At 62.5% G+C, this 24,798-nt stretch carries 24 protein-coding genes; 18 read left to right on the top strand and 6 right to left on the bottom strand.

The genetic code is table 11. The features are described from left to right. Positions 1–44 precede the first annotated feature (44 nt). From P3T20_RS16650 to P3T20_RS16595, 12 genes are all read left to right on the top strand, one after another. Positions 45–1,145, top strand: a complete 1,101-nt coding sequence (locus P3T20_RS16650; RefSeq protein ID WP_074266952.1) for an aromatic ring-hydroxylating oxygenase subunit alpha — start codon at positions 45–47, stop codon at positions 1,143–1,145. Continuing rightward, complete coding sequence (locus tag P3T20_RS16645) at positions 1,138–1,911, top strand: SDR family oxidoreductase (RefSeq protein WP_429287393.1); 774 nt, start codon at positions 1,138–1,140, stop codon at positions 1,909–1,911. Before P3T20_RS16650 ends, P3T20_RS16645 begins: the two co-directional genes overlap by 8 nt. A gap of 27 nt (positions 1,912–1,938) precedes the next feature. Then, the gene (locus P3T20_RS16640; protein WP_074266954.1) at positions 1,939–2,466 is read left to right on the top strand and encodes a cupin domain-containing protein; all 528 of its coding nucleotides are present in this window, start codon (positions 1,939–1,941) and stop codon (positions 2,464–2,466) included. 137 nt (positions 2,467–2,603) lie between these two features. Continuing rightward, positions 2,604–3,503: an alpha/beta fold hydrolase gene (locus P3T20_RS16635; RefSeq protein WP_429287392.1), complete on the top strand. Its 900-nt coding sequence runs from the start codon at positions 2,604–2,606 to the stop codon at positions 3,501–3,503. A 1-nt stretch (position 3,504) separates the two neighbouring features. Then, complete coding sequence (locus tag P3T20_RS16630) at positions 3,505–4,377, top strand: IclR family transcriptional regulator (RefSeq protein WP_074266956.1); 873 nt, start codon at positions 3,505–3,507, stop codon at positions 4,375–4,377. Then, the gene (locus tag P3T20_RS16625; RefSeq protein ID WP_429287391.1) at positions 4,377–5,183 is read left to right on the top strand and encodes an SDR family oxidoreductase; all 807 of its coding nucleotides are present in this window, start codon (positions 4,377–4,379) and stop codon (positions 5,181–5,183) included. Before P3T20_RS16630 ends, P3T20_RS16625 begins: the two co-directional genes overlap by 1 nt. Then, positions 5,176–6,834 (top strand): thiamine pyrophosphate-binding protein, encoded by a 1,659-nt coding sequence (locus tag P3T20_RS16620; RefSeq protein WP_429287390.1) that lies wholly within the window; start codon positions 5,176–5,178, stop codon positions 6,832–6,834. Before P3T20_RS16625 ends, P3T20_RS16620 begins: the two co-directional genes overlap by 8 nt. Next, a complete protein-coding gene (locus tag P3T20_RS16615) occupies positions 6,827–7,657 on the top strand; it encodes an aspartate dehydrogenase (RefSeq protein ID WP_429287389.1) in 831 nt (276 codons plus the stop codon). The genes P3T20_RS16620 and P3T20_RS16615 overlap by 8 nt, the downstream gene beginning before the upstream one ends. Positions 7,658–7,684: 27 nt before the next feature. Next, positions 7,685–9,190: an aldehyde dehydrogenase gene (locus tag P3T20_RS16610; RefSeq protein WP_429287388.1), complete on the top strand. Its 1,506-nt coding sequence runs from the start codon at positions 7,685–7,687 to the stop codon at positions 9,188–9,190. 17 nt (positions 9,191–9,207) lie between these two features. After that, positions 9,208–10,173, top strand: coding sequence for a VOC family protein (locus P3T20_RS16605; RefSeq protein ID WP_429287387.1), 966 nt, complete (start codon positions 9,208–9,210; stop codon positions 10,171–10,173). Beyond that, positions 10,166–11,422 (top strand): NAD(P)/FAD-dependent oxidoreductase, encoded by a 1,257-nt coding sequence (locus P3T20_RS16600; RefSeq protein ID WP_429287386.1) that lies wholly within the window; start codon positions 10,166–10,168, stop codon positions 11,420–11,422. The genes P3T20_RS16605 and P3T20_RS16600 overlap by 8 nt, the downstream gene beginning before the upstream one ends. Before the next feature lie 24 nt (positions 11,423–11,446). Continuing rightward, positions 11,447–12,850, top strand: a complete 1,404-nt coding sequence (locus P3T20_RS16595) for an MFS transporter (protein ID WP_074266961.1) — start codon at positions 11,447–11,449, stop codon at positions 12,848–12,850. A 79-nt stretch (positions 12,851–12,929) separates the two neighbouring features. On the opposite strand, the gene P3T20_RS16590 is transcribed toward P3T20_RS16595, so the two are convergent. The 4 genes from P3T20_RS16590 to P3T20_RS16575 form a co-directional block, all read right to left on the bottom strand. Then, entirely contained in the window at positions 12,930–13,391 is a 462-nt protein-coding gene (locus tag P3T20_RS16590) for an N-acetyltransferase family protein (protein ID WP_429287385.1), read from the bottom strand. Positions 13,392–13,649: 258 nt separating this feature from the next. Continuing rightward, a complete protein-coding gene (locus tag P3T20_RS16585; protein WP_074266963.1) occupies positions 13,650–13,853 on the bottom strand; it encodes a DUF3562 domain-containing protein in 204 nt (67 codons plus the stop codon). Between the two features lie 143 nt (positions 13,854–13,996). After that, positions 13,997–15,058: a DMT family transporter gene (locus P3T20_RS16580; RefSeq protein WP_074266964.1), complete on the bottom strand. Its 1,062-nt coding sequence runs from the start codon at positions 15,056–15,058 to the stop codon at positions 13,997–13,999. Positions 15,059–15,118: 60 nt separating this feature from the next. Then, a complete protein-coding gene (locus tag P3T20_RS16575; protein ID WP_429287384.1) occupies positions 15,119–16,024 on the bottom strand; it encodes a LysR family transcriptional regulator in 906 nt (301 codons plus the stop codon). 147 nt (positions 16,025–16,171) lie between these two features. On the opposite strand from P3T20_RS16575, the gene P3T20_RS16570 reads away from it, so the two are divergent. Then, on the top strand, positions 16,172–17,776 hold the full coding sequence (locus P3T20_RS16570; protein ID WP_429287383.1) for an MFS transporter: 1,605 nt from the start codon (positions 16,172–16,174) through the stop codon (positions 17,774–17,776). 14 nt (positions 17,777–17,790) lie between these two features. Here P3T20_RS16570 and P3T20_RS16565 read toward each other — a convergent pair whose 3' ends face one another. Then, positions 17,791–18,381 carry a DUF2878 domain-containing protein gene (locus tag P3T20_RS16565; RefSeq protein ID WP_429287382.1) on the bottom strand — a complete coding sequence of 197 codons (591 nt, stop codon included), beginning with the start codon at positions 18,379–18,381 and terminating at the stop codon, positions 17,791–17,793. Between the two features lie 141 nt (positions 18,382–18,522). Here P3T20_RS16565 and P3T20_RS16560 point away from each other — a divergent pair, with 141 nt between their 5' ends. The 3 genes from P3T20_RS16560 (at position 18,523) to P3T20_RS16550 (ending at position 21,204) form a co-directional block, all read left to right on the top strand. Next, on the top strand, positions 18,523–19,119 hold the full coding sequence (locus tag P3T20_RS16560) for a lipocalin family protein (RefSeq protein ID WP_429287381.1): 597 nt from the start codon (positions 18,523–18,525) through the stop codon (positions 19,117–19,119). Between the two features lie 97 nt (positions 19,120–19,216). After that, positions 19,217–20,005, top strand: a complete 789-nt coding sequence (locus tag P3T20_RS16555) for a DUF1295 domain-containing protein (RefSeq protein ID WP_429287380.1) — start codon at positions 19,217–19,219, stop codon at positions 20,003–20,005. A gap of 86 nt (positions 20,006–20,091) precedes the next feature. Further along, complete coding sequence (locus tag P3T20_RS16550; protein ID WP_074266969.1) at positions 20,092–21,204, top strand: SAM-dependent methyltransferase; 1,113 nt, start codon at positions 20,092–20,094, stop codon at positions 21,202–21,204. 40 nt (positions 21,205–21,244) lie between these two features. Here the strand turns inward: P3T20_RS16550 and P3T20_RS16545 are convergent, their stop codons facing one another. Then, a complete protein-coding gene (locus tag P3T20_RS16545; protein ID WP_429287379.1) occupies positions 21,245–22,168 on the bottom strand; it encodes a LysR family transcriptional regulator in 924 nt (307 codons plus the stop codon). A gap of 175 nt (positions 22,169–22,343) precedes the next feature. Between P3T20_RS16545 and P3T20_RS16540 the strand changes: the two genes are divergently transcribed. Both P3T20_RS16540 and P3T20_RS16535 read left to right on the top strand, forming a co-directional pair. Beyond that, on the top strand, positions 22,344–23,681 hold the full coding sequence (locus P3T20_RS16540) for an MFS transporter (protein WP_429287459.1): 1,338 nt from the start codon (positions 22,344–22,346) through the stop codon (positions 23,679–23,681). A gap of 26 nt (positions 23,682–23,707) precedes the next feature. Next, a complete protein-coding gene (locus P3T20_RS16535; protein ID WP_429287378.1) occupies positions 23,708–24,760 on the top strand; it encodes a hypothetical protein in 1,053 nt (350 codons plus the stop codon). Positions 24,761–24,798 lie beyond the last annotated feature (38 nt).

The following is a 24,798-nucleotide window of genomic DNA, read 5'->3' as shown; positions in this document are numbered from 1 at the left end:
AACCTTGCGAAACCGTCGCACCGCCTACGCATCTGGAGTCTTTTATGACGTCCCCCACACCCCATCCCACCACGGACCACGGCACGGCCGATCCGCTTCAGGCTTACCTCGACCTCGGTCTGCGCAATTACTGGTATCCGGTCGCCCCGAGCTGGCAAGTCGGCAATGCGCCCATCGGCCTGACGCGCCTCGGCGATCAGATCGTCCTGTGGCGCGATCAGGAAGGCCGTGTCCATGCACTCGAAGACCGCTGCCCGCATCGCGGTGCGCGTCTGTCGTTGGGCTGGAATCTTGGTGGCAGCGTCGCGTGCTGGTACCACGGCATTGAAATCGACGGCGGCGGCACGGTTACCAAAGTCCCGGCCGTGTCGAACTGCCCGCTCGAAGGCCAGAAGTGCGTGAAGTCGTATCCCGTGCAAGAACATGCGGGGGCTATCTTCCTGTGGTTCGGCGACGACGCTCACAAGGAACCCGCGCCACTCGTTTTGCCGGAAGAACTGGTGAACGAGGAGTACGCGAGCTTTCTGTGCATGTCGAACTGGAAGTGCAATTACCAGTACGCGATTGACAACGTGATGGATCCGATGCACGGCGCCTATCTGCATGCGACCTCGCACTCGATGGCCGAAGGCGACAAGCAGGCCGACATGCGCGTGCGCAAGACCGATACCGGTTTGATGTTCGAAAAGGTCGGCCAGCGCGACGTCAATTTCGACTGGGTGGAGCTCGGCGAAACCGGTTGCCTGTGGATGCGCCTCGCGATTCCCTACAGGAAGAAGTTTGGCCCGGGCGGCAACTTTGGGATCATCGGCTTTGCCGTTCCCGTCGATGAAAGCAACTGCCAGGTTTACTTCTGGCGCACGCGCAAGGTATCGGGATGGCAGCGCGACGCATGGCGTTTCATGTACCGCAACCGCCTCGAAGGTCTCCATTGGGACGTGCTGGAGCAGGACCGCTATGTCCTCGAGAGCATGGCGCCGGATGCACGCAAACACGAATTCCTTTATCAGCATGACGTCGGCATGACGCGCGTGCGTCGTATGTTGCGGCAGCGCGCGCAGCAGGATTTCGATGCACTCGCCGCGCACCGTGCGCAAGCGGCCACTGCCACGACGGGTACAGCAGCAGGGCATAGCCATGCATAACGCCAACGCTGCGCCCGCGGCACTCACCGGCCGGCGCGTGATCGTCACGGGCGGCGCGCGCGGTCTTGGCGCGGCGTTTGTGCGCTCGCTGGTGCAGGCCGGTGCGCAAATCGTGTTTGGCGATGTTTTGCACGACGAAGGTCGTGCGCTCGCCGAGACGCTGCAAAGCGAAGGTCACGGGGCGTACTTTCTGCCACTGGACCTCGCCGATCCATCGAACATCCGGAGCTTCGTCGTCCAGGCGGTGAAGCAGCTCGGAGGCCTCGATGCGCTCATCAACAACGCGGCAATCACCAACTCCGGCGGCAAGCTGGCCGGCGAACTGGCGGTCGATACGTGGGATGCGGTGATGAACGTCAACGTGCGCGGCACGTGGCTAATGAGTACCGCGGCGCTGCCGCATCTGCGCGACTCGGGCCGCGGCAGCATCGTCAATATCGCTTCGGATACTGCGCTGTGGGGCGCGCCGAAACTGCTGGCTTATGTCGCCAGCAAGGGCGCCGTGATCGCGATGACGCGTTCGCTGGCGCGTGAATTCGGCGCCGACGGCATCACGGTCAACGCGATCGCACCGGGGCTGACCGAAGTCGAGGCCACCGCCTACGTGCCCGCCGAACGTCACGAGTATTACCTGAAAGGCCGTGCGCTGACCCGCGCCCAGGTTCCCGACGATGTGACGGGGCCGGTCCTGTTCCTGTTGTCCGATGCCGCACGCTTCGTGACCGGCCAGTTGCTGCCGGTGAACGGCGGCTTTGTGATGAATTGATCTTGTCTTGACCGAAAGGAGAAAGAGATGGCGGACACCGATTTCGAACGTAAGTCGTGGGATCAACCCGCGGAAGCCAGTTTTGCGCAATGGATGGACACACGCGTTGCACGTCTTGAAACCCGTCGCTACGACTGGGACGCGCTGAAGTTTCAGGCCGATTACGACCCGAAGTATCGCCGGGCGCAAATGCGCTATGTCGGCACGGGCGGCACGGGTGTCGCGAAGGATGTCAACACGGTGCCTGCAGGGGGCTTCACGTTCTCGACCATGGTGATCCCGGCCGGCAATATCGGGCCGAGCCATATTCATATGGACGTCGAAGAAATTTTCTTTGTGCTGCGCGGCAAGATGAAAGTGATCTGCGAACGCGACGGCGAGACCTGGGAATCGGTGCTCGGCGAACGCGACCTGATTTCGGTACCGCCGGGCGTATATCGCACGGAAGTGAATATCGGCGAAGAGGATGCGCTGATGTGCGTGATGCTCGGTTCTCCGAAGCCGATCACGCCGACCTATCCGCCGGATTCACCGCTTGCCAAGCTGAAGCGATAAGCGACAAGCACTTGGGTGCGAAGCGCAGGGTGGTTGCCCGTTCGACGCTTTGCACTAGCCATACCCACGCGACGACCCTGTGCACCGCACCGTCGCCGCACTGAAGTCACCTTACTTTGCACTTGCAGATAGAAACCATGTCCGCTGTCCCGTCTGTTACTGCCGATCTCGCTGCCTCGCTGGAAGCGCGTCTTGCGCGCTTTCCGCTGCAGCAGGCCGTTACCGCGGCGACGCAGACCGTGGGTTATCGCGAAGCGCGAGAACCGGCTTCTGTGCGCGACGAGGCGTTGCCGCTCGTGTTGCTGCACGGCATCGGCTCGGGAGCAGCGTCGTGGGTGCAGCAGTTTGAAGCGCTCGGTGCGACGCGGAACGTGCTTGCCTGGGATGCGCCGGGATACGGCGTATCGACGCCGGTCCTCCCAGCTTCGCCCCACGCGTCGGACTACGCAGACGTTCTGCGTGGCTGGCTCGACGCGCTCGGCATCGCGCGTTGCGTGCTGGTAGGGCATTCGCTGGGCGCGATTGTCGCTGGCGCATTTGCTGCTGCAAATCCGCAGCGCGTCGCCGGCCTTTTGTTGCTGTCGCCTGCTGGCGGCTACGGCGCGGCCACAATAGACGTGCGCGAATCAAAGCGCGACCAGCGTCTTGCGATGCTCGCCGAACTCGGCCCCGCAGGCCTCGCCGAAAAGCGCAGTACAAACATGCTGTCTGCGCGCGCCGACGAGACAGCCCGTGCGTGGGTACGCTGGAACATGGCGCGCATCGTGCCGCAAGGCTACGCGCAAGCCACACATCTGCTCGCCAACGCCGATCTTGCCGCCGACCTCTCGCGCTTCCACGGACTGGTCAACATTGCTGTAGGCGCCGAAGACACCATCACGCCGCCGTCCGCATGCGAACGGCTGGCCCTCGCGGCTCGTACGTCCTTGCAGATCGTGCTGCGCGCCGGTCACGCCGGATATATCGAAGCCGCTGACGCGTACACCGCGATCATCGACACGTTCTGCCGCGCGAGCGCGGCACCACGGAGCCACTGAAATGACGCCCGACACGATCAACGCCGAGCGCGCAACCGACGACGACAACGCCGAACCCGGCTACAAAGTGCCCGGTCTCGAACGCGGTCTGAAGATTCTGACTGAGTTCTCGCCACGCGAGCCGGTATTGGGCGCACCGGAATTATCCCGGCGCTTGAAGATTCCCCGCACGACGGTCTTCCGTCTACTGCAGACGCTCGAATCGCTCGGCTTTCTCGAGCGAGCCGATAAGGACCGCAACTATCGCCTAGGCGTCGCGGTGCTGCGCCTCGGCTTCGAATATCTGAGCTCGCTCGAACTGACGGATCTCGGCTTGCCGATCATCGAGGCCTTGCGCAACGACACAGGCCTGACAAGCCACATCCTGATCCGCGACGGACGCGACGTGGTGTTCGTCGCCAAGGCGCAAAGTCACACGCCGATCTTCAGTTCGGTGAAGGTCAACGTCGGCACACGCCTGCCCGCCCATGCGACGACGCACGGCCAGGTGCTGATGGGCGATCTGACGCTCAACGATTTACGCGCGCTGTACCCCGAGCCGAAGTTGCATCGCTTTACCAAACTCACACCCGAAACGGTCGAAGAGTTGTACGAACGAATTCGCGATGACGCACAGCGTGGCTTTGCGATCAGCGAATCGTCGTTCGAACGTGGCATTTCGGTCGTGACGGCGCCGGTGCGTAACGACACGGGCCGCATCGTTGCGGTGATCACCACGACGATTCCGCGGCCGGAGATCGATGCAGCGCTGCTCGACAGCGGTCTGATCGACAAGGTGCGCGGCGCCGCTGACGAACTCTCGCAACGCCTGAACTACCGTCCCAAGAACGGGCCGGCCGCGGGCAGCAAGTACATGAAGGCATTGGGGCTCTAATGATCCAGATCGATTTGACCGGTCAGGTAGCGGTGGTGACGGGCGGCTCGTCCGGCATCGGCCTCGCGACCGCCGAACTGTTTTTGCGTGCGGGTGCATCGGTCGCCATCTGCGGACGCGACGCCGAACGCTTGGCGCATGCGGAGACGGCGCTGAAGACGCAATTTCCGTCTGCGCAACTGCTGGCAACGCGCTGCGATGTGCTCGACGCAGAAGAAGTCAACGCCTTCGCGCAAGACGTGCGGCGCCGTTTCGGTCGCGCTGACATGCTGGTGAACAACGCTGGCCAAGGCCGAGTCTCGACCTTCGCCGACACCACCGACGACGCCTGGCGCGAAGAACTCGACCTGAAGTATTTCAGCGTGATCCGCCCGACTCGCGCGTTTCTGCCAATGCTGCGCGACGCGGCTGGCATGGGCAACGCGTCGATCGTCTGCGTGAATTCGCTGCTCGCGCTGCAGCCGGAGCCGCATATGGTGGCGACTTCCTCGGCACGTGCGGGTTTGCTGAGTCTCATCAAGTCATTAGCGGTAGAACTCGCGCCGCAGCGTATTCGCGTGAATTCGATTCTGATCGGCATTGTCGAATCGGGCCAATGGCGCCGCCGCTTTGAGACGCAAGCCGCGCCGGGCCAGAGTTGGGAAGACTGGACGGCAGAACTCGCACGCAAGAAGAACATTCCGCTTGGCCGCTTCGGCCGTCCCGAAGAGGCCGCACAGGCACTCTTTTATCTGGCTACTAATCTGTCGTCCTACACGACAGGCAGTCATATCGATGTCTCTGGAGGCAATGCACGACATGTCTAATAAAACCACCGTCGGCGAGCTGATTGCCGCCTTTCTCGAGCAATGCGGCGTTCGCACGACGTTCGGCGTGATTTCGATCCACAACATGCCGATCCTCGACGCGATCAACAACCGCGGCAAGATCCGTTATGTCGGTGCACGCGGCGAAGCCGGTGCGGTCAACATGGCCGATGGCCTGGCACGCGTGTCCGGTGGCCTTGGCGTCGCTTTCACCAGCACGGGCACCGCAGCCGGCAACGCAGCAGGGGCGATGGTCGAAGCGCTGACCGCGGGCACGTCGCTGCTGCATATCACTGGCCAGATCGAAACCGAATACCTCGACAAGGATCTCGCGTATATCCACGAAGCGCCGGACCAGTTGTCGATGTTGTCGTCGATCTCGAAGGCTGCCTATCGTGTCCGTACTGCCGAGACTGCACTCCCGACGATCCGCGAAGCGGTGCGCGTCGCGCAGACCGCGCCGAGCGGCCCGGTGAGTGTCGAGATTCCGATTGACATTCAGGCAGCAGAAATCGAATGGCCCGCTGACCTCAGCGCGCCGCACGTGACGACGCTCACGCACGACAGCAAGCGTGTCGTGCAACTCGCCGATGCGTTGGCCAAGGCCACGCGTCCGCTGCTGTGGCTTGGCGGCGGCACGCGTCACGCGCGGGCAGCGGTTGAGCGTCTGGTGGCGCTGGGTTTTGGCGTCGTGACCAGCGTGCAGGGCCGCGGCATCCTGCCGGAAGATCATCCGGCGACGCTCGGTGCGTTCAATGTGCACGCATCGGTGGAGAGCTTCTACAAGACTTGCGATGCGGTCCTCGTGGTCGGTTCGCGTCTGCGTGGCAATGAGACGTTGAAGTACAAGCTCGCGCTGCCGCAACCGCTGTACCGCGTCGATGCCGACGCACTCGCAGACAACCGCGGCTATCGCAACGAGCTGTTTGTGCATGGCGACTCCGCTGCGGTTCTGGAAGAACTCGCGACGCTGCTCGAAGGCCGTCTCAAGGTGGATCCGAAGTTCGCTGCCGATCTGGCCGCTGCCCGGGAGATCGCCGTAGCGGATGTAGGCAAGGGTCTCGGGCCGTACAAGCGCCTCGTCGACGCGCTGCAACGATCGGTGGGCAGGGACTATAACTGGGTGCGCGACGTGACGATCTCGAACAGTACGTGGGGTAACCGCCTGCTGCAGATTTTCACGCCGCGTGCGGGGGTGCACGCCTTGGGCGGTGGTATCGGTCAAGGGATGCAGATGGCAATCGGTGCGGCGCTGGCGGGAACAGCGGCGAAGACGGTGTGCCTCGTCGGCGACGGTGGCCTGATGGTCAACGTCGGTGAACTGGCGACGGCCGTGCAGGAAAACGCCAACGTCATGATCGTGCTGATGAACGACCAATGCTATGGCGTGATCCGCAACATTCAGGACGCGCAGTATGGCGGCCGCCGCTGCTTCGTCGATCTGCATCAACCGGACTTCGCGCAGTTCTGCGAGAGCCTGAAGCTCACGCATTACCGCATCAAGTCACTCGACGACGCGGACGAGATTATCCGCGAAGGTCTGGCGAAGACGGGCCCGGTGCTGGTTGAAGTGGACATGCTGTCGGTCGGCTCGTTTGCCACCGCGTTTGCTGGCCCGCCGGTCAAGAAGCAGGAGCCAGAACATGCATGATCTTCGCCACGCGGGACATCATGCGCCCGTCGACGTTGCGATGATCGGCTTCGGGGCGATCGGCCAGGCGGTGTATCGCTCCGTTGTAGCGGATCCGCAAGTGCGCGTGTCGCATGTGATCGTGCCCGAGCGGCATGCGGCGTCGGTGCGCGAGGTGGTGGGCGCGTCGGTAGATGTGGTGTCGTCGGTGGCTGCGCTGAGTAGCCGCCCGCAGTTCGCGCTGGAATGCGCGGGCCACAGTGCGTTGGTCGACCACGTTGTTCCGTTGTTGAAAGCGGGCACCGATTGCGCAGTGGCTTCTATCGGCGCTCTCTCGGACGTGCTGCTGCTCGACGCTCTCTCGGCCGCTGCGGATGAAGGCGATGCCACGCTGACGCTGTTGTCCGGCGCCATTGGCGGCGTAGACGCTTTGGCCGCGGCGAAACTGGGTGGCCTCGACGAAGTGCTGTACACGGGTCGCAAGCCGCCGCAGGGCTGGCTCGGCACACCCGCCGAAGAGATATGCGACCTGCAGAGCCTGACGGAAGAGCGGGTCATTTTCGAAGGTAGCGCCCGCGAAGCGGCACGGCTTTATCCGAAGAATGCCAACGTGGCGGCGACGATTGCACTGGCAGGTCTCGGCCTCGATCAGACCATTGTGCGTCTGATCGCAGACCCCGCTGTGACGCGCAACGTGCACCGCATCCTGGCGCGCGGCGCATTCGGCGAGATGTCGCTCGAAATGTGCGGCAAGCCGTTGCCGGACAACCCCAAGACGTCCGCGCTGACCGCGTTCAGCGCGATCCGTGCCCTGCGCAATCGCGCGGCGCGTTGCGTGATTTGATGAGAAGTAACTGAGCGGATGACCGACATGACTCACTTCGATACCAGCCTCGTGCCCACCGGCGATATTTTCATCGGCGGCGAATGGCGGCAAGGGCGTGGCAACCCGTACAAAAGCCTGTATCCGGCAGATCAGTCGGTCAACATGGAAATCTCGACGGCCAGCGCCGACGATGCGCGCGATGCGGTCGAAGCCGCGGACATTGCATGGCGCAAAGCGGATTGGGCCGGTCTGAAGCCGCATCAGCGTGCCTTGGTTCTGTACCGTATTGCCGATCTGATCATGGCGCGTCACGAAGCACTGGCGCATCTGCAGCGGCGCGATAACGGCAAGCCGATCGGCGAAACACGCGTACTGGTGGCGAGCGCCGCCAACACGTTCCGCTATTTCGCTGCGTGCCTCGAAACGCTCGATGAAGAACTGACGCCATCGCGCGGCGACTACATGACCATGAGCGTGCATGAGCCGATAGGCGTGATCGCGGCTATCACGCCGTGGAACTCGCCGATCGCATCGGATGCGCAAAAGCTTGCTCCTGCGCTTGCGGGTGGCAACGCGGTGGTGTTGAAGCCCGCTGAAGTGACGCCGCTGGTCTCGCTCGCGTTGGCGCGCATCTGCGAAGAAGCGGGCGTACCGAAGGGCGTATTGAGCGTGTTGCCCGGTAAAGGTTCGGTGATCGGCGATGTGCTGGTGCGTCATCCGCTCGTGAAGAAAGTGTCGTTCACTGGCGGGACCGAGGTGGGACGTGGTATCGCGCGCATCGCCGCGGACAAGCTGATGCTGGTGTCGCTGGAACTGGGTGGCAAGTCGCCAACCATCGTCTTCGAAGACGCGGATATCGATCACGCGGTGAACGGCGTGCTGTACGGCATTTTCAGTTCGTCGGGCGAGGCATGCATCGCGGGCTCGCGGTTGTTCGTGCATCGCCCGATCTACGACGCGTTCATGAAGCGACTGGCCGAAGGCGCACGCAGGTTGCGCGTGGGCGACCCTTCGAGCCCGGAAACACAGATGGGCCCGTTGATTACGCCAGCGCATCGCGAATCGGTGGAGCGTTATGTCGCTTTGGGCCTGGAAGAAGGTGGACGCCTGTTGTGCGGTGGCGAGCGTCCCGTCGGCGACGGACGCGAACAAGGCAACTTCTATCAGCCCACGATTCTCGAAGGCCTGTCGAACAGCGCTCGTATCTGCCAGGAAGAAATTTTCGGACCGGTGCTGGTCGCCATGCCATTCGATGACGAAGCCTCGCTAATCAAGCAGGCCAACGACAGCGTGTTTGGCCTCGCTGCCGGCATCTGGACGCGCGACTACAAACGCGCCTGGCGCGTGGCCCGCGCGCTCGAAGCGGGCACCGTGTGGATCAACACCTACAAGCTGTTCTCGATCTCGACGCCGTTCTCCGGCTGGAAAGAGAGCGGGATGGGTCGCGAGAAAGGGCGTCTCGGCATTCGCGAGTACATGCAACAGAAGAGCCTGTACTGGGGCTTGAACGACGCACCTTTGGCCTGGGCCAATGCGCCCCAGACGAATTGAGAAACAAGAGGCACGACATGACGATTCTCGGCATTGAACAGATTACCTACGGTGTGACGGACCTCGAAACCTGCCGGCGTTTTTTCACCGACTGGGGTTTGAAAGAGACTGCGCACGACGAAACCCGCGCTCGCTTCGAATCACTGAACGGCTGCACGATTCTGGCCGTGGATTCGAACGATCCGTCGCTGCCGCCCGCTTTCGAAGAAGGTCCGACGCTGCGTGAGGTGACGTGGGGTGTAGCGACGCGCGCCGAACTCGACGCGTTGCGAGGCCACTTCGCAGGTCAGCCTGGACACTTCGAAAACGACGACGCGGTGGGTTGCATCGACCCGAACGGCATGGCGATTCGTGTGGAAGTCACCCGCAAGCGCGACGTCGAAACGCATGGCTCGCCGTCGAACGTGTGGGGCCAGACGTTACGCGTGAATCAACCGTCGCCGATCTATGAGCGAGCTGAACCGGTGGAAGTGGGGCATGTGGTGTTCTTCACCAACAACCTTGCCGAAACGGAGAAGTTTTATCAGGAACTGCTCGGCTTCGAGATGTCGGACCGTTACCCGGGACGTGGGGCGTTTCTGCGCTGCGCGCCGCATGGCGGACATCATGACCTGTTCCTGCTGGCGTTGCCGAACGGCAAACGTGGCCTGAATCACGTGGCCTTCACCGTGCGCGATATTCACGAAGTGTTCGGTGGCGGCATGCATATCAGCCGCTGCGGCTGGGACACGCAACTAGGGCCGGGGCGCCATCCGGTGTCGTCTGCTTACTTCTGGTATTTCCAGAATCCGGCTGGCGCGCTCATCGAGTACTACGCGGATGAGGACCAACTGACGCCCGAGTGGCAACCGCGCGATTTCGAGCCGGGGCCGACCGTGTTCGCCGAATGGGCGATCGATGGCGGCATCGACGGCAACACGCGTCGTCAGAAGAATGCGAAAGCGCCGGAGGGCAAGTTCATGACGGAGCGCAAACATGACTGACGCCGCTGCATCAAGCGCACACGCGAGCCTGGAGGCACCACGCACGATCGTCGTGATCGGCGGTGGCCAGGCGGCCGGATGGGTCGTGAAGACCCTGCGCAAGGAGGGTTTCGACGGTCGCCTTGTGATGATCGCTGATGAGATTCACTTGCCGTATGAGCGTCCACCGCTGTCGAAGGCGGTGCTGGCGGGAGAAGCGGATATCGACACCGTGCGCCTCGTCAAGCCGGACGACTTCGATGCCCTGAACATCGAAGCGTGGCAGCCGGATACGGCTACGTCGATTGATCGTGAGCAGCGCATCGTGCGTACGCTGTCGGGCCGCGAGGTGCAATACGATCGCTTGGTGATTGCCACGGGTGGGGCCGCGCGACGCTTGCCCGATGCATTAGTGAAGACTTCCAACATCGCTTACCTGCGCACGCTCGATGAAGCGGTCGCGCTCGGCGAACGGTTGCGCGCGAGCCAGCACGTTCTGGTGATTGGCGGCGGCTGGATCGGGCTGGAAGTGGCGGCAACGGCACGCAAGCTTGGTGTTGCGGCAACTGTCGTCGAAGGTGCGCCGCGTCTGTGCGCCCGCTCGGTGCCGCCGGCTATTTCCGGTTTCCTGGCTGAACTGCATCGGGCCAATGGTGTGGACGTGCGCCTCGATTCAGGCCTTGTATCGCTCGACGATCACCCCGATAGCGCCCGCGGCGTGCGTGCCACACTGGCCGACGGCACAACGCTTGATGCCGATTTCGCCGTCGCGGGTATCGGTCTCACGCCGCATACGGCGCTCGCGCAAGCAGCAGGCCTTGCGATTGCCGATGGCATCGTGGTCGACCATTTCGGTGCGACCTCCGACCCGCGCGTCTTTGCATGCGGCGACGTGGCGAATCATCCGAGCGCGTGGCTAAAGCGCCGCGTGCGGCTCGAATCCTGGGCGAACGCGCAGAACCAGGCTATCTCCACGGCGAAATCCTTGCTTGGCACGTTCGAGCCGTATGCGGACATTCCGTGGTTCTGGTCCGATCAGTACGACGTGAACCTGCAGATCCTCGGCGACATTCCCAACGACGCGCAGCTCGTCGTACGCGGCGATCTGCCAGGCAAACGCGCCACGCTCTTTTACGTGGAAGACGGTGCGATACGCGGGGCGATTGCGATCAACACGCCGCGCGATCTGAAACTCGCGCGCAAATGGATGAACCAGGGCCGCACGGTCGACCTTGCAACTCTCACTGACGCCAGCACGGCGCTCGCGTAACTCTTTTCGGACGGCGACAACGGCATGAGAACCATCGACAACACCATGGGGGACCGCAGCAGCGCCGGTGTCTCAGGCCCTGTGACCCGGGGCTCGATCATTGCGCGTCTGGAACGCTTGCCGGGCAATGCGATGCAGGTTCGCGCGCGAATCCTGATTGGACTCGCGACGTTCTTCGACGGGTTCGATGTAATCGCCATCGCTGCTACGTTGCCGATCCTGATCCAGAAATGGGGGCTCACGCCTTGGGAGATCGGTTTTCTGATCGCGTCGGGATCTATAGGGCAACTGTTGGGCGCGTTCGTGTTTCCTTGGTACGCCGAGCGTAAGGGGCGCGTGCGCGCGATTGCGTTGAGCTCCGGGATCATCGGCGTGACGAGTATTGCGTGCGGATTCGCGCCGACGTTTGTTGCGTTCGTTGTGCTGAGGATTGTCCAGGGCCTGGGCCTGGGTGGCGAGTTGCCGGTGGCGGCGACGTATATCAACGAGATCAGCCGCGCGCATGGCCGTGGGCGCTTTGTGCTGCTGTATGAGATCGTGTTTCCGGTGGGTTTGCTGGCGTCGAATGCGCTGGGCGCGTGGATCGTACCGCGTGTTGGCTGGCAGGCGATGTATTTCATCGGCGGCTTGCCGTTGATCCTGTTCTTTGTGCTGCGCAGACTGGTGCCGGAATCGCCGCGCTGGCTAGCTGAGCGCGAACGCATGGCCGATGCGGATGCAGCGGTGCTGGCCTTCGAACGCGCGACCAAGGGACCGCTGGCGCCGGTTGAGCATGCAGTCGAATTCGAAGCGATGGCGAGTCGGCATCCTAAGCGCCGTATCGGCGATCTGTTTGGGCCGGCTTATCTGAAGCGCACGTTGGCGGTGGCGATGCTATGGGTGACGTGCGGATTTATTCAGTACGGGCTTTCCACTTGGCTGCCCACGATCTATCGCACGGTTTATCACGCGCCGTTGCAACTGGCGCTGAACCTTGCGGTGGCGGCTTCCGTACTCGGTGTGATTGGGTCGCTGACCTGCGCATTGCTAGTCGACAAGGTGGGGCGCAAGCCGATCATCAATCTGTCGTTTGTGTTGTGTGCGATTTCGCTGGCGCTGGCCGGTGTGTTCCACGATTCGTCGGTGTATGTGGTGGCGACGTGTTGTGCATTTGCGCTGGGCTTCCTCGCGTGCGGGTTTATCACGGCGTATGTCTATACGCCGGAGTTGTATCCCACTAGCATCCGTGCGTTTGGCTGTGGAGTTGGCGGTGCCTGGCTAAAGGTGGCGGCCATCTTCGCGCCGGCGATCGTTTCGAAGACGATGGTGGGTGGTCATCTCGACGTCGCGTTTTACATTCTCGCGGCCGTGCCGTTCCTCGCCGCGCTGACGGTGCATTTCCTTGGGATTGAGACGAAGGGGAAGGTGTTGGAGCAACTGGAGGCTTAGCGGCTCTTTTAGCTCGGCGCGCTAGCGTAAAAGGAAGAGCGCATCGTTCCGGCAAGAAGCCGTGCGATGCGCGCTCTCGTTACAAAGCCTTCCTATAAACCACAAACCCCGACCGGTCAGCGACACGGTCATACAGCTTCATCGCCGTCTGATTCGTCTCATGCGTTTGCCAATAAACGCGACTTGAACCCGCCGCTTTCGCGTGTTCGTAGACGGCTTCGATCAGCGCTCGCCCGACGCCTTTGCCGCGCTCGCTCTCGAGCGTGTAGAGATCCTGCAGATAGCAGATGGGTCCGGCCATCGTGGTGTGTCGATGATAGAGATAATGCACGAGACCGAGCAGCTGACCGTCGCGCTCGGCGACCATCGCATGCATGGGTTCATAACCGTCAAAGAAGCGCGACCACGTGAGAAGTGTTATTTCGCGGGGCAACGCTGTCTCGCCGGAACGTCCGTAGAAGGCGTTATAGGCATCCCACAGCGGCAGCCATGCCGGAAAATCGGCGTTGGTTACTGGACGGATCTGGATTGATTGAGTCATGCACAAAGCTCCTCGGCTGGGCGTCGTGAAACAAAGCTCCACGACCACCGTCAGCTTAAGAACTTTGCGGCACTATTGTTAGCTCCACGGTTCAGCAATAACCTGGAGCCACGCACTTGCGCTGAGGCCCGCTAACGTGAGATTTCCGGAGCTTGTGCTGCGCCCGCATGCGCCTAGGCACGTCGCGCGCGAACGCACGACATGAACGGCGGAACGATCAATCGAGCGAAGAAGCCCGCGCGAACCGCGGCGTTGGTGTCAGTTCTTCCGGCTTCCTGAATGTCGCAGCGTGTCGCGCACCTTCTTGGCGACCAGCAGCGGCATGTAATCGAACACTCGAGCATCAGTCTTATAGTTGGCCAAAGTATCGGCGTAGATCTTCGAGACCGTTTCCGTGGGGGTATTGGTTTCCGCGGCGATGGCCTGTACAACTTCGTCAACGTTGGGCTGGGGCTGAGCCATTGAGGTTCTCCGGGTTTGGCAGGGGGGAAGTGCAAACGGCAGGAGTTCCATTACAGGACGAGCTTGGCCAGGATGCCAATTGAATCGTCCTATCGCGCTTTCGGATCAGGAAAGGGAGCGATCGCAAATCGCGATCGCTATGCTCAATGTGAGTGCCGATGATGAATATCTGGGAAATGCGCATGCGTGTGCGTGATTGGTGCATGCCGGTGCGGATGCACATGCGGCTCCTCGCCGTCCCATTCGAAATCGTGTTCGTGCTGATGATGTTCGTCATGACGGTGCCGGTGGTTATGCTCCAGCACCTGGTGCGTATGCGGATGGTCGTGCCGTTCGCGGATATGCAGCCAGATGCCGAGAGCCATCAACGCCGCGGCGACCCAGAACAGCAGCGGCGGCATTTCGGGCCACAGAATCAGCGAGATCGTCACGCCGAACAGCGGCGCCACTGAAAAATATGCGCCGGTGCGCGCCGTACCGAGATTGCGCAGCGCGACCACGAACAGCACCAGACTGACCCCGTAACCGGCGAACCCGGTCACCATCGCGGCCGCCATGATTCCGGCATGTGGGAGTTGAGCGCCCAGCAGCAGTGCAATGACGAAATTCACCGACCCTGCGGTCAGCCCTTTCAGACAGGCGATGACCATCGCATCGTTGGTGGAGACCTTGCGCGTGAGATTGTTGTCGATCGCCCAGCATGCGCACGCCGCGGCCACCAGTAGGGCGCCGAGCGGCACGCTTGTAGCGCCGGGATGCCATGACAAGGCCACACCGCCCGCCACGATCGCCACCATGCCCAGAAACACCTGGGCGTCGACGTTCTCGCGAAACACGATCCATGCGATCAGCGCGGTGAAAACGCCTTCCAGATTCAGCAGCAACGAACTCGTGGCTGCCGGCGTCGCGTTCAGGCCGAGCATCAACAGAGCGGGTCCCGCGACGCCGCCCGTGACGATGGCGCCGAGCAGCCACGGGACTTCGCGCAAATGGATCTGTCCTTCGTTGGCTCGCTGGTCGTTGCTCAGTCTCAGCTTGCGTACGAGGATCGTGATAGCCAGGCCAACGCCGCTGCCTAGGTAGAACAGCCCGGCCACCATAAACGGTGACAGGGTGCCGAGCAGCGCCTTGGCAAAAGGCGTCGTCGCACCGAACAAGGCGGCAGCGAGAAGGGCGGTGAACGGTGCGTTCAAACGTGCTGACATGGCTTTTGTCGCGATGAATCGGGCAATCAGCTTAAGGTGCTGACGGCGCCGCGTGGAGTGCTAAGCGGTTCTGGCTGGTTCGGGAAACAGGCGCTCGGAAAGAAAGTCGACCCAGACCCGCAGTTTGGGCGACAACTGTCTGCTCGATGGCCATAGCACCGAGAATTGTCCAGCCTGCGCGAGGTGGTCCGCCATGACCGATTGCAACGCGCCGCTTTGCAAGGCGTCGCGCGCGAGGAACTCGGGCATATAGGCGATGCCAAGCCCCAACTCTGCCGCTGCCCGGAGCGCCTCCATGTTGTTACAGGTCAGCGCGGTCGGAAAGCGTGTGACCGTGTCTTCCGGCAGATCGCGAAAGCGCCACGGCTCCAGTTTGCCCGAGGTCGGAAAACGAAACCGCAGGCAGGCATGCTGCGCCAGATCGGCCGGCACCTGCGGCACGCCGCGCCGCTGCAGATACGTCGGCGACGCGCACAGCACAAAACAGAACGGCCCCAGCCGCTTGGCCATCAGTTGCGAATCGTCGAGCGGCCCGCTGCGGATCGCGGCATCGAAACCGCCTTCGATTACATCGACCAGACGGTCGTTGAAGTCCAGTTCGAGATCGATCTCTGGATAGCGCGCCGCGAACTCCGGCACGATCGGCAGCAAAAAACGGTAGCCGATGGTCGGCAGGCTCACCCGCAGACGGCCGCGCGGGGTCGCCGTGGCTTGCAGCATCATCGTTTCGGCGTCGTGCACGGCCTCGAGAATCTGGCGGCAGCGCTCGTAGAAGCGCTCGCCGTCGTCCGTCAGGCTGACGCGCCGCGTGCTTCGCTGCAGGAGTCGCACGCCAAGATGCTGCTCGAGGCGCGCCACGCTTTTGCCAACCGCCGACGCAGACACACCGAGCCGCTGCGCGGCGCCGACAAAGCTCGAAGCCTCCGCGGTTCGCACGAACGCGATCATGCCGGTCAGGTTTTCCATGGCCTCATTCGAGAATTTTTGTCCGGATTGATCCGACTTTAGCAGTATTTATCACGTTCGAGTCCGTAACTAGACTTGCCTGACCCGTTTTCCGTGTGCGTCGGAAATCGCCAGTCCTCGGTGCCCTGTCTATCCAAAGGAAGCGTCATGTCTGACTCGATCGATCACACCGCCTCGCGAGGCGCCGCCGTGCTTGCCGCGGTTTGCGTCGCGGCGGTTATCCTGCCGCTCAGTTTTTCGGCGGGCGCCATCGCGACACCGGCAATCGGCCGCGCTCTCGGTGGCGGTCCGGTAGCGCTGAACTGGATTACCAATGCGTTCATGCTCGCATTCGGCAGTTGTCTGATGGCGGCGGGCACGCTTGCCGATCGCTTCGGCCGTCGCCGCGTGTTTCTCTGCGGGGTGAGCGTTTTCTCGCTGATGTCGATGCTCCTCGCGCTTGCTCCTGGCATCGTCTGGGTCGATCTGCTGCGGGCAGCGCAAGGGGTGGGCGCCGCCGCTGCGCTGGCGGGCGGCTCGGCGGCGCTCGCGCAGGAGTTCGACGGCCACGCCCGGACCCGCGCGTTCAGTCTGCTCGGCACCACCTTCGGCGTTGGCCTTGCGTTCGGACCGGTGCTGGCCGGCGGCCTGATCGAACTGTTTGGCTGGCGCGCGGTGTTTGTTTCGACCGCGCTGCTCGGCGCGATGTCGCTGCTGCTAGCGGCACCCGGCATGCCGGAGACGCGCGATCCGCACGCGTCCGGCGTGGACTGGCCAGGCATGGCGAGCTTTACGGCGGCGCTCGGGTTGTTCACGGTCGCGATTCTGGAGGCGCCGGATATCGGCTGGGGCCATCCGGCGGTCGGTTCGCTGCTGGCGGTCGCAGCCGGGTCGCTCGTGGCATTCGTGCTGGTCGAGCGGCACACCGTCCGGCCGATGCTCGACCTCTCGTTGTTCCGCTATCGCCGTTTCGTGGGCGTGCAGTTGCTGCCGATCGCGACGTGCTACTGCTTCGTGGTGCTGTTGGTGATCTTGCCGATCCGCTTTGTCGGCATCGAAGGATACGCGCCACTTAATGCCGGCTTGATGATGATTGCGCTTTCGGCGCCGATGCTGGTCATGCCTGCACTTGCCGTGCGCCTGACCCGGCATGCGTCGCCGGGGCTGATCTCCAGCCTGGGTCTGCTGATTGCAGCAGCGGGACTGGTTTGGCTCGGCGGCGTACCGGTAGGCGCGGAACCCGCTGCGCTGCTGGTGCCAATGGGTGTGATCGGCACTGGTACGGGGTTGCCATGGGGATTGATGGATGGTTTGTCAGTCAGCGTGGTGCCGAAGGAGCGTGCCGGCATGGCAACCGGCATCTTCAGCACAACGCGCGTGGCCGGCGAAGGACTTGCGCTGGCGATGGTCAGTGCGGCGCTGGCTGGCATCGTGGCGGCGCGCCTTACGCCGGTTGTTGCCGCGTTGGCGCCCCTTGCACCTGGCCACAAGTTAATGGCCGCTGGTAGCGGTGCGCCGCGCACGGCGATTGATCTGGCAGCCCAACGGCTTGCAACCGGTGACCTGAGCGGCGCGTCGGCGCTATTGCCTGGGGTCTCACTAGCGATGCTCCGTCAGCACTATGCAGATGCGTTTCATCTGTCGACGTATGGGTTAGCTGCCATCACGGTATTGGCGGCGCTGGCAACATTGCACTACCTCGGCCTGGGCGATCGGCAGGAGGCGGTGGTCGCGACCACCGCGACCACCGCGACCTGCGACGACGCGCGCTGATTCACCACGGTCGTTCAATCCGCGACGTGCACGCCATCCCAACGCCGCGCTAGCGCCAGCATTACCGGCATCAACACCGCCCATCCTGCCCCGAGCGCGGCGAACGCAAGCATCGGGTCGGGAAAGCGCACCGCGCCCAGCGCTGCGCCGGCACGAAACGACAGCGGTCCGGCCAGCGCGCCCAACAGGGCAGCCAGCAGTGGGCGATGTTTCAGCCAGCCGAACACGACGTTGAACTGGACTGCGAACAGAGCCCATAGCGCGAGGAGCCACCACGGCGCGGTGCCGGGAATCAGCACGCCGTTCGGATAGACGAGCAGCCCTGTCGCGACGAGGACACTTTCCCAGACCGCCCCGATCAGCACGGCCGCAGCCACCAGCTTGAGTTCCTGCGCAGGCGCGGGCACCTGGCTGGCGTGCCAGACGACCGTGGCCATCACGAACAGCACGCCAATCCACGCCAGCCCGTGCGCCGCGCTCATCACGCAGACCATCCAGCCGGCCTGACAGACGATGAAATACAGCCACGCCTTTGGCGCGCCAGCGCGCGGCGTTCTGGCGTCGGCATTAGCGTTGGCGGCCTGGTGAAGATCTCCAGATGACATGCGATGGCACCGTCCACGTGGTCTCATATCTCTGCTTACGTGGCAGGGCGCCGGTTGGATTCAGATGGGAGGGAGCGGTAAGCGCATCCAGCGGAGCGCGTCGAACGTAATACCTATATCGCCACGACATCCGAGGTCACCATGCGCCGCTTTGCCTGCGCTGCCGCCGCCGTTTTTCTGCTGTTCATGCTGAACGGCTGTTCCGGCGAGCCGCCCAATCCCAACCCGCGCGCCAGTGTGCCGCTTCAGACCGTGCCAGTTGATCTGCCGCGCTATATGGGCCGCTGGTACATCATCGCCAACATTCCCTATTTTGCCGAGCGTAACTTCGTGGGCGCCTATGTGGAATGGAAGTTGCGGCCCGATGGGAAGATCGACGATTCGTACCTCGCGCACAAAGGCAGCTTCGACGCTCCGCTCAAGCACTACCAGTTCCTCGATACGCCGGTGCCCGGTAGCGGCGGCGGTGAATGGAGCGTTCAGGTGTTCTGGCCGGTGCGATTCAAGCAGCTCACGTTGTATGTCGACCCCGACTACCGTTACACGATTCTCGGTTATCCGGGCAAGAACCTCGGCTGGATCTTCTCGCGCGACCCGGACATGAGCGACGAGACCTATCACGCCATGCTGGCCAAGCTCGACGAGATGGGCTACGACACTTCGCGTTTCAGGCGTGTGCCGCAGCGGCCGGAGCAGATTGGTATGCCGGGCTTTTGGTCGCCCGGCGACAAGAACTAGCACTGCCTTCGTGGATGCGGCGTGCTCGGGACGCGGAGCCGCATCCACTGGGCATTTGTCTGCGTATAAATCTGCATTGCCAATGAATGAGGATGTCATGCCGCCTGTCGTCGCCGCCGTGATTGCATTGATCGGGCTTGTGCTGGTGTTTTCCGCCGTCTGGGCATGGCAGTTGAAGTCGGAAAACGCGGGCATGGTCGATCCGGTCTGGGCGTATTCGCTCGGCGCAGTCGCGGTTTTGTATGCCGTGCTGGGTAAGGGTGATTCGTCGACCCGCGTGCTCGCGGCGCTCGGCGGCCTCGTTTGGGGTGTGCGGCTCGGCACGCACCTATGGCGCCGCAACTTCGGGCAGCCGGAAGATGCACGTTACCGGCGCTTTCGCGAGGAATGGGGCGATGCCGCGCCGCGCCGGATGTTCTGGTTTTTCCAGTTGCAGGTCGTGATCTCGATGTTGCTTTCCCTGGCGTTTCTGGTGCCCGCTTACCACTCGAGCGAACCGTCGACCGTCTGGCTCATTCTGGCCGTGGCGGTGTGGATCGCTTCGGTTGTGGGGGAGGCGATCGCGGACCGGCAACTTCGGCGTTTCAAGAGCGATTCATCGAGCCACGGCAAGGTGTGCCGCGTCGGACTGTGGAATTACTCGCGACATCCGAACTACTTTTTCGAATGCGTGCACTGGGTGTCGTACATCCTGCTGTCGATCGGCTCGCCGTGGGTCTGGCTGACGCTTTTGCCGCCGATCCTGATGGCGTGGCTGTTACTCAAGCTGTCCGGGATTCCCTTGCTCGAAGCGAGCCTCGCTAAAACCCGCGCCGGTTACGCGGAGTACATGCGCACGACCAATGCGCTGATCCCATGGCCGCCGCGGCGCTCGCCGCGGGACTAACTGCGTGACGGATTCGATGACACCACAACAAGACCAACGGGTCGCCGTTCGCGTCGACGTCGTGACCGCAAAAGGAGCCAGCCGATATGAGCCTCTCAACCCTTGACCCCGCCCTGCCGCAGCCGCCGGCTTCGGCTCCCGCAGCCCCCGATGACGGCTGGCTGATCCGTTGCTGCGAGCGCCGCTGGCTGCCCGATCCGCTGATCCGCCTTGGCATGCGTCAACTGATGGGCCAACGTCTGCGCGACGAAGCCATCAACGACGGCGAGTTGCGGGCACGCCGGCTCAACCGTCTGCTCGATGACCTGCGGACGAGTCCAATCGCCATCGAAACCCAGGCCGCCAACACGCAGCACTACGAAGTACCCGCGTCGTTCTTTCACGCGCATCTCGGCCCGCATCTGAAGTACTCTTGCTGTCTCTATCCAGAGGGTAAGGAGACGCTCGCTCAGGCCGAAACCGCAATGCTCGAACTCTATGCAACCCGCGCCGAACTGACCGATGGTCAGCGTGTGCTCGATCTGGGCTGCGGATGGGGTTCCCTGTCGCTGTGGCTCGCGGCGCGTTACCCGAATTCGCAGATCGTCGCGCTCTCGAACTCGCTCGGCCAGCGTCTGTTCATTGAAAGCCGCGCGGCGGAACGCGGCCTGACAAACCTCAAGGTCATCACGGGCAATATCGTTGACTTCGAGTTTTCCGAAGCGCAACTGGCGGGCGGTTTCGATCGCGTATTGTCGATCGAAATGTTCGAGCACATGAAGAATTACGGACTGCTACTCGCCAAGATTGCGCGCTGGATGCGCGACTCCGCGAAACTGTTCGTGCATATTTTCGTGCACCGCACGCTTGCCTACCATTTCCAGGTAGAGGATGGCAGTGACTGGATGTCGAAATACTTCTTCACTGGCGGCACGATGCCATCGGAGAATCTGCTGCTCAATTTCCAGGACGATCTGCGCGTGGAGCGGCAATGGTGGGTAAGCGGCACGCATTATGAGCGCACTGCAAACCACTGGCTGACCGCGCTCGATGCCGCGAAAGACCGTGTGATGCCCATGCTCGTCGATACCTACGGCGCGCGCGATGCCGCTATCTGGCTGCAGCGCTGGCGCATGTTCTACATGGCTGTAGCGGAGCTGTTTGGCTATGCGAACGGCAACGAGTGGGGCGTCGGGCACTATCGCTTCGAAAAGCGCTGAGCAGCGGTAGGCACTAGCGACGCAGTGGGCGAGGCGTTGTCTAAACTTCCTGCGCCTGCGCAAATTCAATCACCGTCTGCGCGAAACGCACCGCCGCCGGATTGCCGGCATCGCGGTGCGTGACCAGATGCAACGGCGCCGTGATGGCCGCGTCGCTATCAATCGGGCAATACACCACGCTCTCCTGCTGATAGCGCTGCATCGACGCGGGCACCAGCGTCACGCCCGTACCGGCTGCTACGAGATTGATCGCGCTCAGCATGCGCGGCACCTCGCTGGCGACGCGCGGCGTGAAGCCTGCTGCTTCGCAGGCGTCGATGAAATCCGAATACATGCCGCGCGCACCGGGTCGGCGCACAAAAATAAACGGTTGATCAGCCAGCGAATCGAGTGCGACGGGACGCATCCGGCCCGACTTGGCGCGTCCTTGCAGCAGGCGATGTCCTAACGGCAGCACCAGCACCATGCTTTCTTCGAGCAGCAGATCGAAGCGCAACTCGTCGGGCGTGTCGCTCGGTTTGCGGAGGATGGCCGCGTCGATGCGGCCGCTCACCATCCGCTCGATAATTTCCGCCGCGTTGATTTCGTTGAGATCGATGGAGATGTCCGGACAGGCGTCACGGAACGCGCGAATCGCAGCCGGTGCCAACGGGTGAAATGCCGATGAGCTGGTCAGGGCGATCCGCACCGAACCAATCCTGCCGTCCGCGATGCCTTTGCCTTTGACGACAGCCTGATCCAGCGACTGCAGCAGGGCGCGCGCATCGTCGGCGAAGGACGCACCCGCCGAGGTCAGTTCAACGCCGCGTGCTACCCGCGTGAACAGCGGAAAGCCGATTTCACTTTCGAGCGCCTGAATCTGCTGCGACAGCGGCGGTTGCTGGATATGCAGTTTCGCGGCGGCACGAGTGAATTGCCGCTCGTCGGCCACCGCCAGGAAGTAACGCAGATGCCGCAATTCCATCGCAATGCCTCGTATATGTGAAACGTATGGCAGGGGTATTTGATTGGTATTTTACATTTACCGCGATACTCCGTACGCTTGAGGCATAAGCGCAACGACATTGCACGGACCAGAGTAAGCACCAAAGAGCCAACTCTGGTCGACACATATACGTCTCAGGAGACCCATGGACTCGATGCTTTCCGGCGCGGCGACCCCCGCCCGACCAGCCGCCGTACCGGCTGCCGCGCAGGTGCGGCGTGCCGTGATCGCCTCGGTGATCGGCAACGGTCTCGAGTGGTTCGATTTTCTGATCTACGGTTATTTCGCCAAGACCATCGCGCATGTGTTCTTTCCGGTGGGCAACGTGCTGCTGTCCACGGTGCTGACGCTGGCGACCTTTGCGATCGGCTTCATCGTGAGGCCGATTGGCGGCATCGTGTTGGGCGCGTACGCGGACCGGGTGGGGCGCCGCCGTACCTTATCGCTGCTGATTCTGCTGATGGCTGCCAGCACGCTGCTGATGGGCCTGACACCGGGTTACAGCAGCATAGGCATTGCTGCGCCCTTGCTGGTGCTGCTATCGCGCGTGCTGCAAGGTCTGTCGGTGGGCGGCGAGTTCGCCACCGCAGCGGCGATGTTGTCGGAATACGCGCCGCGCGGCAAAAAGATGTTTTACGGCAGTTTCCAGATGACGTCGCAGGCGTTTGCGTTGCTGCTGTCGTCGGCGTGCGGCTATCTGCTGACGACGCATCTCGACCGCGCGTCGCTGGAAACGTGGGGTTGGCGCGTGCCGTTTCTGCTCGGCGCGCTGATCGGGCCGATCGGCTTTTACATTCGGCACAAGGTGGCCGAGTCACCCGAATTCGTCGAGATGCGCGAGCGGCTCGGCCATGCACCGCGTCAGTCGATCCGCCAGTTTCTGCGCGAGCGTAGCGATGCATGTATGTGTGCGATGGGGGTGATCATCGTCGGCGCGGCGACCAACTATCTGTGGCACTCATTTTTGCCGCTATATGTCGAGCGCCAGTTGCATTTGCCGTTGAAGAACGCGTTGCTGGGTACCGCCGTGTCTGGTCTGATCAGCATCATTGCGTATCCGCTGGCAGGCAAACTCGCGGACCGCGTCGGCGCATGGCGAGTGTTCTTCCCGGTGGTGGTGCTCTGGGCCTTGATCGCGTATCCGCTGTTCGCGTGGGTGGTCGCGCAGCCGACGCCAGAGCGCCTCTTCACCGCGCAGATGATCGCCACGCTGGTGTTGAGCATCATGTCGGGCCCGCATCCGGGGATGTTGACACAACTTTTTCCGACCTCGACGCGTTCTACCGGGGTGGCGCTGTCGTACAACATTGCGGTCACGCTGTTCGGCGGCCTCGCGCCGTTGATCGTGACGACACTCATCAGCTTCACTGGCTCGAACCTGGTGCCGGCCTACTTCCTGATTTTTGCGGCGATCGTCTCGCTGTTGATGGTGGGCTTGAGCCGGTCCGGAAGACACTTGTGGCGCGATCCCGATGCCGTTCCGCAAGAATAATTTCATTCCTTCACTTTGATTCGAACATGACGTCTTCAGGTCCCGGCGAACGGGTACGACCGCGCAATGAATACCCAGTGCGCGAGGTGGCCGGCGCACGCTTGCGTGTTACGACGGCGCGTGGCTCCGGCACGATGCCGGTTTATCGCTCGGCAGACGAGGCGTCGGACGCGCGAGTGAGTCGCGTCGTCATCGTGCTACATGGCCGGTTGCGTGACGCGGATGCGTATCTTTTGTCCGCACAACGGGCCTTGGCTGCGGCTGACGTGGATGCTAGCGACACGTTGCTGATCGTGCCTCAGTTTCTGGCGAGCGCCGACATCGTCGCTCATGGTCTCGATCCGGAAACGCTGCACTGGGACTGGACCGGCTGGATGGGTGGCGATGACGCGGCAGGTCCCGCGCCGATCAGTTCGTTCGATGTGCTTGATAGTCTCGTCGAAGAGGTGGCGGATCGCTCGCGATTTGCCTCGCTGCGGGAGGTGGTGATTGCGGGGCATTCGGGCGGTGCACAGGTGGCGCATCGTTATGCGGTGGTGGGACGCGCGGCGGCGCTGCTTGAAGAGCAGGGCGTTCATTGCCGCTATGTGATTGCGAATCCGTCTTCGTACGTGTATTTCGACAAGCTTCGGCCGCATGGTGACGGCGGATTCAGTCCTGCTGACGAGAGCGCTTGCGCTGGGGTCGATACGTGGAAGTACGGCATTCATCAGCCTCCGCGTTACGCGAGCGGCGATGCGTCGTTTGATGTGCTTGAGCAACGTTACGCTCGTAGCGATGTGATCTATCTGCTCGGGGAGTCCGACTGCGATCCGCAGCATCAGGCGCTCGATCGTTCGTGCGCGGCAAATGCACAAGGGCCGCATCGGCTGGCGCGTGGACTGGCTTACTTTGATTACTTGTGCCGTCGGCATCCGCAGCTTGCGCATCGATGCTGGCAGGTGCCGGGTGTCGGGCACAACGGGCAACGGATGTTCAACTCGGCTGAAGGTTTGCTGGCGTTGTTCGATGCGAAGGCGCGTGCGGATGGAATGGGGGAGGGGCAAGGGCTTTCGACCGAGGATGGTGCGGCCGAGTGAGCGCATTGCGGTGTGGTGTGGCACGCTGCGATCCATAC

The sequence above is a fragment of the Paraburkholderia sp. GAS206C genome, from assembly GCF_050435645.1.
In the GTDB taxonomy this organism is placed as follows: Bacteria; Pseudomonadota; Gammaproteobacteria; order Burkholderiales; family Burkholderiaceae; genus Paraburkholderia; species Paraburkholderia phenazinium_B.
Note: the sequence above shows the minus strand (reverse complement) of the source record. Positions and strands in the feature narration are given on the sequence as shown.